At 71.1% G+C, this 16,820-nt stretch carries 13 protein-coding genes; 6 read left to right on the top strand and 7 right to left on the bottom strand.

The window, feature by feature from the left end; translation table 11 throughout:
- Positions 1-10: 10 nt before the first annotated feature.
- Entirely contained in the window at positions 11-2,200 is a 2,190-nt protein-coding gene (locus tag LOC65_RS07545) for a malate synthase G (RefSeq protein ID WP_230247104.1), read from the top strand.
- A 10-nt stretch (positions 2,201-2,210) separates the two neighbouring features.
- Here LOC65_RS07545 and LOC65_RS07540 read toward each other — a convergent pair whose 3' ends face one another.
- Positions 2,211-2,588, bottom strand: coding sequence for a TraR/DksA C4-type zinc finger protein (locus LOC65_RS07540; RefSeq protein WP_230247103.1), 378 nt, complete (start codon positions 2,586-2,588; stop codon positions 2,211-2,213).
- Between the two features lie 125 nt (positions 2,589-2,713).
- Between LOC65_RS07540 and LOC65_RS07535 the strand changes: the two genes are divergently transcribed.
- The 3 genes from LOC65_RS07535 to LOC65_RS07525 are packed head-to-tail and all read left to right on the top strand — an operon-like array spanning position 2,714 to position 6,469.
- Positions 2,714-3,940 carry an NAD(P)/FAD-dependent oxidoreductase gene (locus tag LOC65_RS07535; RefSeq protein WP_164963559.1) on the top strand — a complete coding sequence of 409 codons (1,227 nt, stop codon included), beginning with the start codon at positions 2,714-2,716 and terminating at the stop codon, positions 3,938-3,940.
- 5 nt (positions 3,941-3,945) lie between these two features.
- Positions 3,946-4,713, top strand: a complete 768-nt coding sequence (locus LOC65_RS07530) for a class II glutamine amidotransferase (RefSeq protein WP_230247101.1) — start codon at positions 3,946-3,948, stop codon at positions 4,711-4,713.
- A gap of 58 nt (positions 4,714-4,771) precedes the next feature.
- Positions 4,772-6,469 (top strand): M14 family metallopeptidase, encoded by a 1,698-nt coding sequence (locus tag LOC65_RS07525; protein ID WP_164963511.1) that lies wholly within the window; start codon positions 4,772-4,774, stop codon positions 6,467-6,469.
- A 9-nt stretch (positions 6,470-6,478) separates the two neighbouring features.
- Here the strand turns inward: LOC65_RS07525 and LOC65_RS07520 are convergent, their stop codons facing one another.
- The 5 genes from LOC65_RS07520 to bchE all read right to left on the bottom strand — a co-directional run bounded on the left by LOC65_RS07520 (position 6,479) and on the right by bchE (position 14,028).
- The gene (locus LOC65_RS07520) at positions 6,479-9,433 is read right to left on the bottom strand and encodes a PAS domain S-box protein (protein WP_230247100.1); all 2,955 of its coding nucleotides are present in this window, start codon (positions 9,431-9,433) and stop codon (positions 6,479-6,481) included.
- Positions 9,434-9,445: 12 nt separating this feature from the next.
- Positions 9,446-10,267 carry an orotidine-5'-phosphate decarboxylase gene (pyrF, locus tag LOC65_RS07515; protein ID WP_230247099.1) on the bottom strand — a complete coding sequence of 274 codons (822 nt, stop codon included), beginning with the start codon at positions 10,265-10,267 and terminating at the stop codon, positions 9,446-9,448.
- Entirely contained in the window at positions 10,264-11,634 is a 1,371-nt protein-coding gene (gene purB / locus LOC65_RS07510) for an adenylosuccinate lyase (protein ID WP_009856151.1), read from the bottom strand. Before purB ends, pyrF begins: the two co-directional genes overlap by 4 nt.
- 142 nt (positions 11,635-11,776) lie before the next feature.
- A complete protein-coding gene (gene bchJ / locus LOC65_RS07505) occupies positions 11,777-12,364 on the bottom strand; it encodes a bacteriochlorophyll 4-vinyl reductase (protein ID WP_009856152.1) in 588 nt (195 codons plus the stop codon).
- Positions 12,361-14,028 (bottom strand): magnesium-protoporphyrin IX monomethyl ester anaerobic oxidative cyclase, encoded by a 1,668-nt coding sequence (gene bchE / locus LOC65_RS07500; protein ID WP_009856153.1) that lies wholly within the window; start codon positions 14,026-14,028, stop codon positions 12,361-12,363. The genes bchJ and bchE overlap by 4 nt, the downstream gene beginning before the upstream one ends.
- Before the next feature lie 200 nt (positions 14,029-14,228).
- Here bchE and LOC65_RS07495 point away from each other — a divergent pair, with 200 nt between their 5' ends.
- Positions 14,229-15,218 carry a BMP family protein gene (locus tag LOC65_RS07495; protein ID WP_009856154.1) on the top strand — a complete coding sequence of 330 codons (990 nt, stop codon included), beginning with the start codon at positions 14,229-14,231 and terminating at the stop codon, positions 15,216-15,218.
- A 122-nt stretch (positions 15,219-15,340) separates the two neighbouring features.
- The gene (locus LOC65_RS07490) at positions 15,341-15,769 is read left to right on the top strand and encodes a hypothetical protein (RefSeq protein ID WP_230247098.1); all 429 of its coding nucleotides are present in this window, start codon (positions 15,341-15,343) and stop codon (positions 15,767-15,769) included.
- A 93-nt stretch (positions 15,770-15,862) separates the two neighbouring features.
- Here LOC65_RS07490 and LOC65_RS07485 read toward each other — a convergent pair whose 3' ends face one another.
- Complete coding sequence (locus LOC65_RS07485) at positions 15,863-16,816, bottom strand: DUF3667 domain-containing protein (RefSeq protein WP_230247097.1); 954 nt, start codon at positions 16,814-16,816, stop codon at positions 15,863-15,865.
- Between the last annotated feature and the right edge of the window lie 4 nt (positions 16,817-16,820).

Raw genomic sequence — 16,820 nt, 5'->3', positions numbered from 1 at the left:
ACGCCTCCTCATGCGCACGACCTTCCACCGACTGCACGTCGACACGCTGCTGGCCCGCTTCATCGAAGACCAGGTGCTGCCCGGCACCGGCATCGAGCCCGCTGCCTTCTGGGCCGGCTTCGACGCCCTCGTCGCCGACCTGGCGCCGAAGAACGCCGCGCTGCTGGCCGAACGCGACCGGCTGCAGACCGAGCTCGATGCCTGGCACGCCAAGCACCCGGGCCCGATCAGGAACATGGCCAAGTACCGCGCCTTCCTCGAGAAGATCGGCTACCTGGTGCCGGTGCCGGCCAAGGTGAAGGCGACGACGAAGAACGTCGACAGCGAGCTCGCGCTGCAGGCCGGCCCGCAGCTCGTCGTGCCGATCACCAACGCGCGCTACGCGCTCAATGCCGCCAACGCGCGCTGGGGCTCGCTGTACGACGCGCTCTACGGCACCGACGCGCTGCCCGAGACCGACGGCGCCACGCGCGCCGGCGCCTACAACCCGGTGCGCGGCGCCAAGGTCGTCGAGTACGCGCGCCACGTGCTCGACCGCACCGTGCCGCTGGCCAAGGGTTCGCACCTCGACTCCACCGGCTACCGCGTCGAAGGCGGCCAGCTCGTCGTGACGCTGAAGGACGGCAAGACCGTCGCGCTGAAGAAGCCGGCGCAGTTCGTCGGTTATCAGGGCGAGGCCGCCGCGCCGTCGTCGGTGCTGTTCGTGCACCACGGCCTGCACCTGGACCTGCGCATCGACCGCGGCACGACGATCGGCGCCTCCGACCCGGCCGGCGTCTGCGACCTCGTCGTCGAGGCGGCGCTGTCGACCATCCTCGACCTGGAAGATTCGGTGGCCGTCGTCGACGGCGCCGACAAGGTGCTGGCCTATTCCAACTGGCTGGGCATCCTGAAGGGCACGCTGACCGAGCAGGTCACGAAGGCCGGCAAGACCTTCACGCGCGGCCTGAACCCCGACCGCCGCTACACCGGCCCGAACGGCGAGGAGGTCGTGCTGCACGGCCGCTCGCTGCTCTTCGTGCGCAACGTCGGCCACCTGATGACGACGCCGGCGGTGCTGTTCGGCGACGACGGGCGCGAGATCCCCGAAGGCATCCTCGACGCCGTCGTGACGACGACGATCGCGCTGCACGACCTGCAGCGCCACGGCGCGAACGGCATCGTCAACTCGCGCGCCGGCTCGATCTACATCGTCAAGCCGAAGATGCACGGCCCGGCCGAGGTGGCCTTCGCCAGCGAGCTGTTCGGCCGCGTCGAGGCGCTGCTGGGCCTGCCCAAGGCGACCGTCAAGCTCGGCATCATGGACGAGGAGCGCCGCACCAGCGTCAACCTCAAGGCCTGCATCGCCGCCGCCGCCGACCGCGTGGCCTTCATCAACACCGGCTTCCTCGACCGCACCGGCGACGAGATGCACACCGCGATGCAGGCCGGCGCGATGCTGCGCAAGGGCGACATGAAGACCACCGCCTGGATCCAGGCCTACGAGCGCCAGAACGTGCTCGTCGGGCTGGAATGCGGCCTGCGCGGCAAGGCGCAGATCGGCAAGGGCATGTGGGCCATGCCCGACCTGATGGGCGCGATGCTGCAGCAGAAGATCGCCCACCCGATGGCCGGCGCCAACACCGCCTGGGTGCCCAGCCCGACCGCGGCAACGCTGCACGCGATGCACTACCACCAGGTCGACGTCTTCAAGATCCAGAAGACGCTGGAGAAGACCGACGTCGACGCCGAGCGCGAGGCCCTGCTCGAAGGCCTGCTGACGGTGCCGGTGGTCAAGAAGGCCAAGTGGAGCGACGCCGAGATCCAGCAGGAGCTCGACAACAACGTGCAGGGCATCCTCGGCTACGTCGTGCGCTGGGTCGACCAGGGTGTCGGCTGCTCCAAGGTGCCCGACATCCACGACGTCGGCCTGATGGAAGACCGCGCCACGCTGCGCATCTCCAGCCAGCACATCGCCAACTGGCTGGAGCACGGCGTCGTCGACAAGGCGCGGGTGCGTGCCACTTTCAAGCGCATGGCCAAGGTCGTCGACCAGCAGAACGCCGGCGACCCGGCCTACCGCCCGATGGCCGGCCGTGCCAAGGACAGCGCCGCGTTCCAGGCCGCCTGCGACCTGGTCTTCAAGGGCACCCAGCAGCCGTCCGGCTACACCGAGCCGCTGCTGCACGCCTGGCGGCTGAAGGTGAAGGCCGCGGCCTGACAGCTCCCGGCTAGCGCGAGGGCTGGCGCTCGCGCCGGCTCTCGCAGGCCACGCAGCGCAGCGCCCAGGGCTCGGCCTTCAGCCGGTCGAACGGGATCGCCTCGTCGCAGTCGGCGCAGCGGCCGTACGCGCCGGCCTGCAGCCGGCGCAGCGCGGCGCTGACCTCGCCCAGTTCACGCAGCTCCAGGTCGGACAGCGCCATGTCGACGTCGCGCTCGTCCTCACGCTGCGGCTGGTCGTCGTGATCCTGCTCGCGCAGCTCGTGCGCGTGCTCGGCGCGCGACAGGCCCTGGTGGTGGTCTTCGAGCCGGCGGTCGAGCTGGTGCTGCCGCTGCACGAGCGCGGCTTCCAGCCATGCCCGCTGGCCCGCCGTCAGTTGGGTGGACATCGTCTTCTCCTCGGCAGGGCTCTCGGGAGCCTCGGTGCGGCTCATCTTGCGCCGCGCTGTCGGGTGCTGAATTGAGGTTCATCAAGCCGCAGCCCGCCGCGGCGGCCCCGGCCGCGCTCCCTACAATGGGCCGCGTGTCGCCTCCCGTGCTTCCGGCTGCCTGCGAAGTGCTCGTCGTCGGCGCCGGCCCGGCCGGCAGCGCCTGCGCGCGCACGCTCGCCGCGGCCGGGCACGACGTGCTGCTCGTCGACCAGCACGTCTTCCCGCGTGACAAGGTCTGCGGCGACGGCCTGATCCCCGACGCCCACGCCGCGCTGCGTGTGCTCGGCGTGCACGACGAGGTGATGGACCGCGCCCTGCGCGCCGCGCACGTGCGCTGCGTCGCGCCGCGTGGCGGCCACGTCGACGTGCCCGGCACGCTGGCGGTGCTGCCGCGGCGTGATCTCGACGACATCGTCTGCCGCGCCGCGCGTGCGGCCGGGGCGCGTTTCGCCGCGCCGTGGCGTTTCGTCGCCCCGCTGCTCGACGGCGAACGTGTCGTCGGCGCCCGGCTGCGTGGCGACGGCATCGAACACGAGGTGCGTGCACGCTGGGTCGTGCTCGCCACTGGCGCCGCGGCGCCGCCGCTGGTCGCCGCCGGCGTCTGCGAGCGCCGCGCGCCCAGCAGCGTCGCGCTGCGCGGCTACCTGCACCACCCGGAGCTCGCGGCGACGCTGCGCGAGCTGCAGATCGTCTGGCACCCGCGCCTGTCGGGCGGCTACGGCTGGATCTTTCCCGGCCCGGGCGGCACCTTCAACGTCGGGGTCGGGCTGACCGCCAGCCACGCCAGCGAAGAAGGGGGCCGGGCCTCGATGCGCGAGGTCAACCTGCGCCGGATGCTCGACACCTTCGCCGCGGTGCACGCCCCGGCGGCCGACCTGCTGGCGCGCGGCGAGCTGCGCGGCGACTGGAAGGGCGCGCCGCTGCGCTGCTCGCTGGGTGGCGCACGCTGGTCGCGTCCCGGGCTGCTGGTCACCGGCGAAGCCGCCGGCAGCACCTACGCCTTCACCGGCGAGGGCATCGGCAAGGCGCTGGAGACCGGCCTGCTGACCGCCGCCGCGCTGGCCGAAGGCGGCGACGATGCCGCGGTGCGCGCCCGCCACGAGGCCGCGCTGGCCGGCCTGAAGCCGCGTTTCGAGCTCTACGAGAAGGCCGCGCACGTCAACCGCCTGCCCTGGCTGGCCGACCTCGTCGTCTGGCGCGCGCGCCGCAGCCCGCGCATCCTGCGCCGCATGAGCGCGGTGCTCGAGGAGCGCCAGAACCCCGGCCGCCTGCTCAGCTGGCGCGGCATGACCAAACTGATGTTCGAGTAACCGCGATGTGCCAGCTGCTCGGCATGAATGCCAACACGCCGACCGACGTGATGTTCAGCTTCGCCGGTCTGGCCTGTCGCGCCGATGAACACAAGGACGGCTTCGGCATCGGCTTCTTCGAGGAGCGCGGGCTGCGCCACTTCATCGACCACCACGGCGCGCGCACCAGCCCGGTGGCCGAGCTGGTCAAGCACTACCCGATCAAGAGCCTCAACGTCGTCGCCCACATCCGCAAGGCGACGCAGGGCCGCGTCGCGCTGGAGAACACCCACCCGTTCGTGCGCGAGCTGTGGGGCCGCTACTGGGTGTTCGCGCACAACGGCGACCTGAAGGACTTCGCGCCGCGGCTGCACGGCGCCTTCCGCCCGGTGGGCGACACCGACAGCGAACGGGCCTTCTGCTGGCTGATGCAGGAGCTGGACAAGGCCCACGCCGACCTGCCGAGCATCGACGAGCTGACCTGCACGCTGGCCGAGCTGCTGCCGCTGCCGGCGCGCTACGGCACGTTCAACCTGCTGCTGTCCAACGGCCAGGCGCTGTGGGCGCACGGCTCGACCAAGCTGCATTCGCTGGAGCGCCGCCATCCGTTCGGCGCCGCGACGCTGGCCGACGAGGACCTGACGGTCGACTTCGCCGCGCTGACCCAGCCCGGCGACCGCGTCGCCATCGTCGCCACCGAACCGCTGACCGCCGGCGAGCCCTGGTCGGCGTTCGCACCGGGCGAGCTGCGTGTCTTCGTCGACGGCGAGTGCCGGCTGCGGCGCTGCCCCTGAGCCCCACGCACGGCCGGCGCGGGCCACAATCGCCGCGGTCTCCCGCCGCGACGACACCATGGCCGCCATTCCCGTCCCCCGCTTCGACGTCTTCTACCGCCACGCCGAGCTTTCGCGCCTGCTGGCCGACTACGCCGCCGCCCGCCCCGGGCTCGTGCGGCTGGAGTCCATCGGCAAGAGCCACGAGGGCCGCGACATCTGGCTGGTGGTGCTGACCAACCCCGACACCGGCGCCGACGTCGACAAGCCTGCGTTCTGGGTCGACGGCAACATCCACGCCGCCGAGCTGACCGCCAGCACCGCCTGCCTGTACTGGCTGCACCAGCTCGTCACCGGCTACGAAGCCGGCGACGAGAAGATCCGCCAGCTGCTGGACACGCGCGCCGTCTACCTCTGCCCGCGGCTGAACCCCGACGGTGCCGAGCTAGCGCTGGCCGAGCGCCCGCGCCACATCCGCTCGTCGACGCGGCCCTACCCGTATGCCGAGGAGCCGGTCGACGGCCTGACGATCGAGGACGTCGACGGCGACGGCCGCATCCTCTACATGCGGGTGCCCGACCCGCACGGCCCGTGGAAGAAACACGCCGAAGAACCGCGGCTGATGGTCGCGCGCGAGCCCGGCGAGTTCGGCGGCGAGTACTACCGGCTGATCCCCGAGGGCACGCTGAAGCACTTCGACGGCGTGCGCATCAGCGCAAACCGCGACGTCGAGGGCCTGGACCTGAACCGCAACTTCCCCGCCTACTGGCGCCAGGAGTTCGAGCAGCTCGGCGCCGGCCCCTACCCGGCCAGCGAGCCCGAGGTGCGGGCGATGGTCGACTTCCTCGTGCGCCACCCCAACGTCGGCGCCGCGGTCAGCTTCCACACCCACAGCGGCGTCATCCTGCGGCCGATGGGCACCCAGTCCGACGACGACATGACGCCCGAGGATCTGTGGATCTACAAGCGCCTGTCCGACATCGGCGCCAGGCTCACCGGCTACCCGGCGATCAGCAGCTTCCACGACTTCAAGTACCACCCGAAGGAAGTCATCACCGGCACCCAGGACTGGGTCTACGAGCACCTCGGCGCGCTGTTCTGGACGGTCGAGATCTGGGCGCCGAACAAGGAAGCCGGCATCACCGACTACAAGTGGATCGAGTGGTACCGCGACCACCCGCCCGAGGACGACCTGAAGCTGCTGAAGTGGAGCGACGAGCAGTGCGGCGGCCAGGCGCACGTCGACTGGTACCCGTTCCGCCACCCGCAGCTGGGCATGGTCGAGCTCGGCGGCTGGGACCGCATGAACTACTGGCGCAACCCGCCGCCGGCGCTGCGCGAGCGCGAGGCGGCGCGTTTCCCGGCCTGGCTGACGCAGCTCGCGCTGTCGCTGCCGAAGCTCGAGCTGCTGCGCGCCGAGGTGCGGGCGTTGGGCCCCGACACCTGGCGCGTGCGCCTGGCCGTCGGCAACGCCGGCTACCTGCCGTCGAACATCAGCAAGCGTGCGATCGAGCGCAAGACGGTGCGCGGCACGGTGTTCCGCATCCACCTGCCGCCCGAGTGCACGCTGATCTCCGGCCGCGAACGCATCGAAGGCCCGCACCTGGACGGCCATGCGCCGCGCCAGTCGCTGCAGGCTTTCCTGCCGCAGCGCGAGATCACCGCCGACCGCGCCGTCGTCGAATGGGTCGTGCAGGGGCCGCGCGGTGCGGCGATCGGGCTCGTCGCCAGCGCCGACCGCGCCGGCACGGTGCGCACCGAGGTGACGCTCGACTGAACGACCGGCTCAGGCCGAGGCCCGGACCCAGCGGGCCAAGGTCTCGCGCAGCTTGTCCGCGTCGATCGGCTTGGTCAGGAAGTCGTCCATGCCGGCGGCGGTCGCGGCCTCGCGTTCGCTGACCAGCGCCGCGGCGGTCAGCGCGATGATCGGCAGGCGCCGGCCGGCCTCGCGGTAGCGCAGCGCGCGTGTTGCCTCGTAGCCGCTCATCACCGGCATCTGCACGTCCATCAGCACGGCATCGAAGGGCTGGCCGCAGGCCGCGGCACGTTCCACCGCCTCGACCGCCTGGCGGCCGTCGATCGCCTGCTCGACCTGCAGCCCCCAGCGCTCCAGCAGCGCCACCGCGATCATCATGTTGACCGGGTTGTCCTCGGCCATCAGCACGCGTGCGCCGGCCAGCTCGCGCGGCGCGCCCGCCGCCGCCGCGCTGGCGGCGGCCGCCGCAGCGGGCGCCGGGGCCAGGCTGCGCGGCAGCGGCAGCACGGCCCAGAACACGCTGCCACGGCCGGGCTGGCTGTCGACGCCGACCTCGCCACCCATCAGCGTCGCCAGCTCGCGGCAGATCGACAGCCCCAGCCCGGTGCCGCCGAAACGCCGCGTCGTCGACTCGTCGGCCTGCGTGAACGGGCGGAACAGCCGGGCCTGCGTCGCCGGGTCGATGCCGGGGCCGGTGTCGTGCACCTCCAGCCGCACGCGGCCGGCCGGCACGCGGCGCACCACGACACGCACGCCGCCCGCGGCGGTGAACTTCAGCGCGTTGCCGAGGAAGTTGGTGACGATCTGGCGCACCCGCAGCGGGTCGCCGACGACGGTGCCGTCCAGCCCCGGGCCGATGTCGAAGTCCAGCGTCAGGCTGCGCGCCGCGGCCATCGTCGCGTAGACGCGCTGCGCGCCGTGCAGCAGCTCGACCAGGTCGAAGGGCTCGCTGGCCAGCTCCATGCGGCCGGCCTCGATCTTGGAAACGTCCAGGATGTCCGAGACGATCGCCGCCAGCGACTGCGCGCTCTCGGCGATGTGGTCCAGGTACTGCTGGCGCACCTGCTCGTCGAGCTGGGCGTCGCGGGCCAGCTTGGCGAGGTTGATCATGCCGTTGAGCGGGTTGCGCAGCTCGTGGTTGGTGTTGGCCAGGAAGGCGCTCTTGGCGCGGCTGGCGGCCTCGGCGGCGTCGCGTGCGGCGGCCAGGCGGCGCTCGAACTCGCGCCGCTCGGTGACGTCCTCGACGATCCAGACCGCACCGCCGCGCGCCGGGTCGACCGGGTCGACGGCCTTGACCACGAGCCGGGCCAGGAAGGTGCTGCCGTCGCGACGTTGGGCATGGCCCTCGATCTCCACCGGCTCGCCGCGGGCCAGCGCCGGCAGCGTGCCGCGGGCGATCTCGACGATCTCGTCGCTGCCCGGCCAGACCGCCGCCGCGGGGCGCTCGACGAGGCCGCCCGGCGGCCAGCCGAACATCTGCTCGAAACGCCGGTTGGCCATCATGAAGCGGCCGCCGCGTGTCACCGCGATGCCGATCGAGGCGTTGTCCAGGATCGCCTCGCGCTCGCGCCGGCTGCGTTCGGTCTCGGTGACGTCGCGTGCGTTGACGACGAGGTAGTCGTGGCCCTCGACGCTGAAGCGTGTGCCCGAGACCAGCACCGACAGCACGCGGCCGTCGCGGGCGCGGAAGTCCGCCGGCAGGTCGGTGGCGGTGCCGCTGCGCTGCATCTGCTCGGCGAACTGGCGGCGCTGCTCGTCGTGCAGCCACAGGCCGAGCTCGATCGCGGTGCGGCCGACGACGTCGGCGGCGGCGAAACCGGTGGCGCGCACGAAGGTGTCGTTGGCCATCGTGAAGCGCCCGGTGCCCAGGTCGGTCAGCGTGATCAGCTCGGGGCTGCTGGCGAACAGGTGCGCCAGCACCGCCTCGGAGCGGCGCAGCGTCTGCTCGGCGGCCAGGCGGTCGGTGTCGTCGGCGTAGATTGACAGCGTCGCCGGGCCGCCCTCGGCCTCGATGCGCACCGAGATCGCGCGCACCGACAGGCGCTCGCCGCCGCGCGGCTGCAGGCGGAAGTCGGCGATCGTCAGCGCGGTGCCGACCGGTGCGCCCTCCAGTTCGTCGAAGCGGCGGCGCTCGCGCTCGCGCGATTCGCCGGCTTCGTAGGCGCCCAGCAGCTCGTGGCCGACCAGCGTCTCCAGCGTGTCGCAGCCCAGCAGCACCAGCGCCGCCGGGTTGGCGTCGAGCACACGCCCGCGGCGGTGCAGCACCAGCGGCGTCGGGATGCGCGCGAACAGCTCCTCGCAGCGGGTCTCGGCGGCCGCCAGCGCGCGCCGCGCGTCCATCTCGGCCGAGACGTCGCGCGCGACGCCCCAGAAGCCGGCGAAGCCGCCACGTTCGTCACGCCGCGGCTCGCCGCTGACCAGCAGCGACAGCGGCCGGCCGTCGGCACCCAGCCAGTGCACCAGCCGGTCGCGGAACGGGGCGCGGGCGTCGAGGTCGGCGCGCAGCAGGTCCAGGGTCTCGTCGTCGCACTGGAACTGCGGCAGCTCCCAGGGCAGGCGGCCCCGGGCCTCGGTGCCGGCCAGCGGGCTCGTGTCGCCGCGCTGGCGATAGGCGGCGACGAGGCGGTGCTCGGCGTCGAGCTCCCAGCAGACGTCGGAGGCCAGCTCGAGCAGCGTGCGCGCGCGGCGTTCGCCGGCGGCGGCGGCCTCGGCCAGCTGCAGCGCGCTGCCGCCCATCCGGCTGCCGGTGGCGGCGAGCAGCGCACCCAGGCCCAGCGCCAGGGCCAGCGGCACACGCAGTGCGGCGTCCAGCGGCAGCGGTGCGGCCAGTGCGGCCAGCGCCGCGGCCGCGCAGGCCAGGGCCGTGGCCCCGAGTGCACGGCGGCCGGCCTGCGTGCGCCGGCGCAGGCGCTCGGTGGTCGCGTCGCCGGCCGGACTGCGCTGCGACGCCGGCAGTGCGTGGTCTTCGGGCGGGCGCGTGACCAAGGTGAGCCCTGGCTACGAGCCGCGTTCGCGCTGCAGCAGCTCGCGGGTGGCCTCGGCGACACGCCGGGCCGCGGCGGCGAAGTCCTCGCCCGCGCTCGCGTACAGCACGGCACGCGACGAGTTGACGATGATCGGCCCGTCGGGGCGCCAGCCGGCACGCACCGTGGCCGCCGCGTCGCCGCCCTGGGCGCCGACGCCGGGGATCAGCAGCGGCACCGTCGGCGCGATCGCGCGCACGCGGGCGATCTCCTCCGGGAAGGTGGCACCGACGACCAGGCCCAGGCGGCGGTCACGGTTCCACGGGCCGGCGGCCAGACGCGCGACACGCTCGTACAGGCGTTCACCGCCGTCGAGCAGCTGGTTCTGCAGGTCGCTGCCGCCGGGGTTGGAGGTGCGGCACAGCAGGATCAGGCCGCGGCCGTCCCAGCGCAGATAGGGCTCGATCGAGTCGAAGCCCATGTACGGCGACAGCGTCACCGCGTCGGCGTCGTAGCGCTCGAAGGCCTCGCGTGCGTACTGCTCGGCCGTCGAGCCGATGTCGCCGCGCTTGGCGTCCAGGATCACCGGCACGCCGGGCGCGACGCGCCGGATGTGGGCCACCAGGCGTTCGAGCGGGTCCTCGGCGCGGTGCGCGGCGAAGTAGGCGATCTGCGGCTTGAAGGCGCAGACGAGGTCGTGCGTCGCGTCGACGATCGCGGCGCAGAAGTCGTGGATGCGCGTCGCGTCGCCCTTCCAGGCGCCGGGGAAGCGCGCCGGCTCGGGGTCGAGCCCGACGCACAGCATCGACGCCTGGCGCGCCGTCGCGTCGGCCAGCCGGTCGATGAAAGACGTCATGCTTTATGCGCCAGCTGCACCGCCCGGCCGATGTAGTTGCCCGGCGTCATCGCCTTGAGCCGCTCGCGTTCGCCGGCGGGCAGCGCGTCCAGGCTGTCGATGAAGGCGTGGAAGGTCTCGCGCGTGACGGCGCGGCCGCGCGTCAGCTCCTTGAGCTGCTCGTAGGGGTTGGGCAGGCCGTGGCGGCGCATCACCGTCTGCACGGCTTCGGCCAGCACTTCCCAGGCGCCGTCCAGGTCGGCGGCGAGCGCGGCTTCGTTGAGCTCCAGCTTGTCCAGGCCGCGCAGCAGGCTGTCGTGGCCCAGCACCGCGTAGCCCAGCGCCACGCCCATGTTGCGCAGCACCGTGCTGTCGGTCAGGTCACGCTGCCAGCGGCTGATCGGCAGCTTCTGCGACAGATGCGTCAGCAGCGCGTTGGCCAGCCCGTAGTTGCCTTCGGCGTTCTCGAAGTCGATCGGGTTGACCTTGTGCGGCATCGTGCTCGAGCCGATCTCGCCCGCCTTGGTCTTCTGCTTGAAGTAGCCCAGCGAGATGTAGCCCCAGACGTCGCGCGCGAAGTCGATCAGGATGGTGTCGCAGCGGGTCACGGCGTCGAACAGCTCGGCCATGTAGTCGTGCGGCTCGATCTGGATCGTGAACGGGTTGAACACCAGGCCCAGGCGGTCCTCGACGACCTGGCGGCTGAAGGCCTCCCAGTCGAACTCGGGCCAGGCGGCGATGTGGGCGTTGTAGTTGCCCACCGCGCCGTTCATCTTGGCCCGCAGCGGCACCGAGGCGATGACGTCGCGGGCGCGCGTCAGCCGCGCGACGACGTTGGCGATCTCCTTGCCGACGGTCGTCGGGCTGGCGGTCTGGCCGTGGGTGCGGCTGAGCATCGGCACCGCGGCGAAGCCGTGCGCCATCTTGCGCAGGCGCTCGATCAGCGCATCCAGCGCCGGCAGCAGCACGGTGTCACGCGCGGCCTTCAGCATCAGCGCGTGGCTGGTGTTGTTGATGTCCTCGCTGGTGCAGCCGAAGTGCACGAACTCGCCGGCCGTCTTCAGCTCGGGCTCATGCTCGATGCGCGCCTTGATCCAGTACTCGACCGCCTTGACGTCGTGATTCGTCGTGCGCTCGATGTCCTTGATCGCCTGGGCGTCGGCCTCGCTGAAACGCAGCGCCAGACTGCGCAGCAGGCCGCGTGCAGCTTCGGACAGCGGCTTGAACTCGGCGAAACCGGCGTCCGACAGCGCGATGAACCACTCGACCTCGACCTGCACACGCCGGTGCATCAGGCCGAACTCGCTGAGCAGCGGGCGCAGCGCGGCGAGTTTGGCGGCGTAACGGCCGTCGAGAGGGGAGAGGGCGGTCAGGGCGGTCAGGGTCATCGCGGGCGCGCCGGGCAGGCGGAAATGGCGGCGGCCGTCGCGAAGACGGCCGAACGTCCCCCATCAAGGGGTATTGCAGATTCTAGGCCGTGTCCTGTGACACCTTGCCGGCGTTTTCCGCGCCGGGCCGCGCATCAGGCGTCTACCAGGTCAGCTCGAAGCGGCACTCGGTGTCGCCGCAGGCCTCGCAGGCCACCTCGCGGGCCTGCGCATTGCGGTGCACGAGCACCGTGAAGAGGCGCTCGAAGGTGCCGGTGTAGAAGTCGCAGGCGGGCTCGTCGGCCTGCCAGCCGCGGCACAGCGGGTTGTCGCGGATCGTCAGCACGCAGGGGCGGCCGACGACGTAGCTGAAGCGGCCGCTGCCGGCGAAGGTCCAGGAGTTGCGGCTGATCGCGGTGAGCAGCACGCGCGCGGCCAGCGGGGCCGGCATCAGCTTGAGCAGCACCTGCACCGGCTTGGGGATGCGCCGGGCGAGCAGGTAGTCGGCGGTGCGCACGCCGGCGGCGTGCGCGATCTCGCGCGCGGCCGCCGGGCCCAGCGACTCGCGCAGCACGCCGTGCAGGCGGCGCACCTCCGCCTCGTCGACCATCGACTCCGGCGGGGCGGTCAGGTAGTTCACCAGGCCGGCACGGTCGAACAGCCGCCGCGTCAGGTCGGTGCCGACCCGCGAGGGCAGCACCTCCGCGACGCGGATGATGGCGTTCGGACCGATGCGGCCGGCGACGTTCACGACGCGCGCGCCTCCGTGGCGGCCTGCTGCTCTTCGGTCAGCTGCTCGGTGCCGCCGCCGCAGGCCATGGCCTTCGCCGCGATCTCGAAGTTCTCGTCGCCCTTGCGGCGCTTCATCTCGATCTTCGGGCCGTGCATCGTGACCCAGCCGTCGTCGACGCGCGACAGCGCGTCCGCGGTCTGGGCGTCGATGCGGCGCTCCTTGTCGAAGCTGAAGTTGACCACCTTCTTGGACTGCGGGCCCCAGTAGCCGACGCGGCCCAGGTCGTAGAACTTGCGCTCGAAACCGCTCTTCAGGAACGCCTTCAGGCAGCCCATCAGGTACTTGCGGCGCAGCTTGTCCTTCGTGAACGGGTACTGCAGGAACGCCTTGTTCATGAAGAACCGGCGGTAGTTGTTCATCACCCGGTCCAGCAGCTCGCCGCGGTCCATCGCGTCGGGCTTCATGATCGGGGTCACGAAGTTGTACTTCTCGAAGTCGAAGACCTCGACCTTGTCGCCGAGTTCCTGGAACAGGTCGGAGAACGGCCACGGCGTGTACATCGCCCAGTTGGCCATGTCCGGGTTCCAGTCGCGCGCCATCCGGTACGTCTCTTCCAGCGTCTCGGCGGTCTCGTTCTCGAGGCCGACGATGAACTGGGCTTCGGTGACGATGCCGTTGTCCTTCAGGAGCTGGATCGCGCGCTTGTTCTGCTCGATCGTGGTCTCCTTGTTGAACATGTCGAGCTTGAGCTGCGCGGCGGCCTCGGTGCCCAGCGAGACGTGGATCAGGCCGGCCTTGCGGAACAGCGGCAGCAGCTTCTCGTCGCGCAGGATGTCGGTGACGCGGGTGTTGATGCCCCACAGCACACCGAGGTCGCGCTTGATCAGCTCTTCGCAGAACTCGATGAACTTCTTGCGGTGGATCGTCGGTTCCTCGTCGGCGAGGATGAAGAAGCCGACGTCGTGCTGCTTGACCAGGACCTCGATCTCGTCGACCACCTTCTTCGGGTCACGGATGCGGTAGTCGCGCCAGAACTTCCACTGGCTGCAGAACGAGCAGGTGAACGGGCAGCCGCGCGCGAAGTTCGGGATCGCGACGCGCTTGTTCATCGGGATGTAGATGTACTTGTCCCACTCGAGGATGCCCCAGTCCGGCGTGATGCGGTCCAGGTCCTCGATCGGCGGCTCGGCCGGCGTGGCGACCACCTTGCCGTCCGGCGTCGCGAAGGCGATGCCGTTGACGCAGTTGCGGTCGGCCATGAAGCGGCCCTGGTCGACGGCGGTGACCAGGTTCAGCATGACCTGCTCGCCTTCGCCGCGCACGATGGCGTCGATCCACGGCGCTTCCTTGAGCACCTGCGGATACATGAACGTGCCGTGGATGCCGCCGAGCACCGTGACGATGTCGGGGTTCACTTCCTTGACGATCTGCAGCGTGCGCTCGGCCTTGTAGATCGCCGGGGTGATCGCGGTGCAGCCGACGATGTCGGGCTTGAGCGTCGTGATCTTCTCGCGGACCTGGTCTTCGCTCAGGTCGTTGGTCATCGCGTCGACGAAGATGACGTCCGTGTAGCCGCCCGCCTTGAGGTAGCCAGCCAGGTACGCCACCCACGCGGGAGGCCAGTTGCCGGCGATCTCGGCACCGCCGGAGTGATAGTTGGGGTGGATGAACAGCACACGCATGGAAACGGCTCCTCGCGATTCGGACTCGCACGGTAGGCGGGCACCCTGATTTCAGTTTTGCCCTAAGTCAATGACGCGCGACAGTCGCACTGACAACCCAGCCTGACACTCTTGGCGGCCGTCAAGTGCGTCAAGGCATGGCCCTTGCTAAAGTGGGCCGGTTGTCGTCGTCACATACCGATACAGCCCCAGGAGCCCTGATGAAGATCACCCGCCGCATCACCCTGCTCGCCGCCGCTTCGCTGGCGGCCGCCGTCGCCGTCCCGGCCTTCGCCCAAACCAAGCTGAAGGTCGCCGCCATCTACACCGTGCCGGTCGAGCAGCAGTGGGTGAGCCGCATCGACAAGGCGCTGAAGGCCGCCGCGGCGCGTGGCGAGGTCGAGTACGTGTTCAGCGAGAACGTCGCCAACGCCGACTACGAGCGTGTGATGCGCCAGTACGCCGAGGCCGGCAACGTGCTGATCGTCGGCGAGTCCTTCGCCGTCGAGACCGCCGCGCGCAAGGTCGCCAAGGACTACCCGAAGGTCGCCTTCCTGATGGGCAGCTCGGGCAAGCCGCAGGCGCCGAACTTCGGCGTCTTCGACAACTACATCCAGGAGCCGGCCTACCTCACCGGCATGATCGCCGCCGGCATGAGCAAGAGCGGCAAGATCGGCATGGTCGGCGGCTACCCGATCCCCGAGGTCAACCGCCTGATGAACGCCTTCATCGCCGGCGCCAAGGAAGTGAACCCGAAGGTCGAGTTCTCGATCAGCTTCATCAACAGCTGGTTCGACCCGCCGAAGGCCAAGGAAGCCGCCTTCGCGATGATCGACAAGGGCGCCGACGTGATGTACGCCGAGCGTTTCGGCGTCAGCGACGCCGCCAAGGAGCGCAAGGTGCTGGCGATCGGCAACGTCATCAACACCCAGGCCCAGTACCCCGACACGGTGGTCGCCTCGGCGCTGTGGAACATGGAGCCGACGATCGACGCCGCGCTCAAGGCGGTGAAGGCCGGCGCCTTCAAGGCCGAGGACTACGGCCGCTACTCGACGATGAAGTTCAAGGGCTCCGAGCTGTCGCCGCTGGGCACGTTCGCGAAGAAGGTCCCGGCCGACCTCGTCGCCAAGGTCCAGGCCAAGGAGAAGGCCATCCTCGACGGCAGCTTCGTCGTCAAGGTCGACGACAGCCAGCCCAAGGCCGGCAAGTGACGCGGCCCGGGGGAACCGCCTGGTTCCCCCGGCGCGTTCGCGCTTAGCATGCCGCCCGGGCGCACGACGCCCGCCCGCGGGCTCACGCCCCCTCTCGCCAACAAGACGAAGAAGCGCCTTCCATGACCCGTGCCCTGCTCTGTGCCGCCGTTCTCGCCGTCGCCGCGCCGTTCGCGTCGGCCGCCACCGCCCCGACCTACGACATCGAGGACTTCTCGACCGCCGCGCTGATCGACAAGCCGACCGTGATGGCGGCCTGGAAGGAGGCGCTGCCCACCGAGCGCCTGGTCAAGCTCTACCCGAAGGCCAAGTGGGGTTTCCTCAGCCAGGTCGAGGGCGGCGTCGTCGACGGCAAGCTGTGTGTCGTCACCGCGCGCGTGACGCTGCTGCCCAAGACCTCGCCGACGCGGCGTTTCGTCTGGGAGCCGGCCAAGAGCTCGACGGTCTTCGACGGCCGCCCGGTCGCCACGGCCGCCGAGTGCAGCGCGCTGGCGCAGGACCGGCTGAAGGACGCGCTGCGTTCGCTGGTCTCCAGCCTGGTCAAGAGCTGAGCCTGGACGCAGGACGCCGGAAGGCGTTCTGCGCCTGCCGAAGGCCCTCGCGCGACTGCACGCACGAGGGCTGAGGCCCGGAGCGCCGCGGCCTCAGGCCAGCAGCGCCCACAGCGCCGCGAACATGGTCGCGGTGACCAGCGTCGTGAAGTAGAACGTCGCCAGGACGCTGGCGCGCAGCGCCTGCGTCCACCAGCGGCCGCCGTAGACGCGGCGCAGCGCCAGCCAGGTGTAGACCGGCACGGCCAGCCACGCCACGAGCTGCAGGCCGCCCAGCGGCAGCAGCGTCACGCCCAGCATCAGGAACCAGAACGCGTGCAGGTGCAGCGCGAAGACGAGGTGCTCGGTGTAGCGCAGCCGCCGGTTGCGGTAGGCGATCGCCAGCCCGGCCGCGAAACACGGCAGCAGCACGAACATCATCGGGCCGACGGCGTCGGTCAGCCGGGCCTTGAGCCCGCTCGTGTCGTTGGCCAGCGCCGCCGGCCCGATGCCCAGGCGCTGCTCCAGCCGCTTGCAGACCGCCGCCGGCACGTTGCGGCACTCGAAGCCCTCGCCGCCCGGCTTGATGCCGACCTGCATGCTGGCGCCGCCGACGCTGAGCTCGATCTTCGGCGTCTCGCCCTTGTCGACCTGCAGCGCCGGTTGCGGCGTGCTGGGGTCGAGCAGCGTGGACACACGCACCGCCAGCAGCACCAGCACGCTGATCGTCAGGTACAGCCGCAGCGGCAGCACGTAGTGCTTGCGCCGGCCACGCAGGTACTGGCGCGTCAGCTCGCCGGGGCGGCGCAGCAGCAGCGCCAGCGTGCGCCACATCGCGCCTTCGGTCGACAGGTAGGCGCCGCCGAACTGCTGCACGAACTCGCCGACGGTCGGCGCACGCACGCGCGTCTCCTGGCCGCAGTGCGGGCAGAACTTGGGCGTCGGCTCGGGCAGCGGCTGCTCGCAGTTGGGGCAGGAGTCCAGGATGTGTGCTTCAGGTGGCGGGCGGCCGTGATGGTAGCGGCCGCCCCGGCGCCCGCCCGGGCTGGCGCGCTTCGTGCGTGACAATCCG

The organism is Rubrivivax sp. JA1055 (assembly GCF_020966565.1).
Classification (GTDB): Bacteria; Pseudomonadota; Gammaproteobacteria; order Burkholderiales; family Burkholderiaceae_C; genus Rubrivivax; species Rubrivivax benzoatilyticus.
The sequence above is the reverse complement of the archived record's forward strand: the minus strand, read 5'-3'. Positions and strand labels throughout refer to the sequence as shown.

What these genes read in the sequence shown, in the direction of transcription:
- LOC65_RS07490 (WP_230247098.1), top strand. Translation starts at nt 15,341, where the DNA reads ATGACCCGTGCCCTGCTCTGTGCCGCCGTTCTCGCCGTCGCCGCGCCG.
- bchE (WP_009856153.1), bottom strand. Translation starts at nt 14,028, where the DNA reads ATGCGTGTGCTGTTCATCCACCCCAACTATCACTCCGGCGGTGCCGAG.
- LOC65_RS07535 (WP_164963559.1), top strand. Translation starts at nt 2,714, where the DNA reads ATGGGCCGCGTGTCGCCTCCCGTGCTTCCGGCTGCCTGCGAAGTGCTC.
- pyrF (WP_230247099.1), bottom strand. Translation starts at nt 10,267, where the DNA reads ATGACGTCTTTCATCGACCGGCTGGCCGACGCGACGGCGCGCCAGGCG.
- LOC65_RS07545 (WP_230247104.1), top strand. Translation starts at nt 11, where the DNA reads ATGCGCACGACCTTCCACCGACTGCACGTCGACACGCTGCTGGCCCGC.
- LOC65_RS07525 (WP_164963511.1), top strand. Translation starts at nt 4,772, where the DNA reads ATGGCCGCCATTCCCGTCCCCCGCTTCGACGTCTTCTACCGCCACGCC.
- LOC65_RS07530 (WP_230247101.1), top strand. Translation starts at nt 3,946, where the DNA reads ATGTGCCAGCTGCTCGGCATGAATGCCAACACGCCGACCGACGTGATG.
- LOC65_RS07495 (WP_009856154.1), top strand. Translation starts at nt 14,229, where the DNA reads ATGAAGATCACCCGCCGCATCACCCTGCTCGCCGCCGCTTCGCTGGCG.
- purB (WP_009856151.1), bottom strand. Translation starts at nt 11,634, where the DNA reads ATGACCCTGACCGCCCTGACCGCCCTCTCCCCTCTCGACGGCCGTTAC.
- LOC65_RS07540 (WP_230247103.1), bottom strand. Translation starts at nt 2,588, where the DNA reads ATGTCCACCCAACTGACGGCGGGCCAGCGGGCATGGCTGGAAGCCGCG.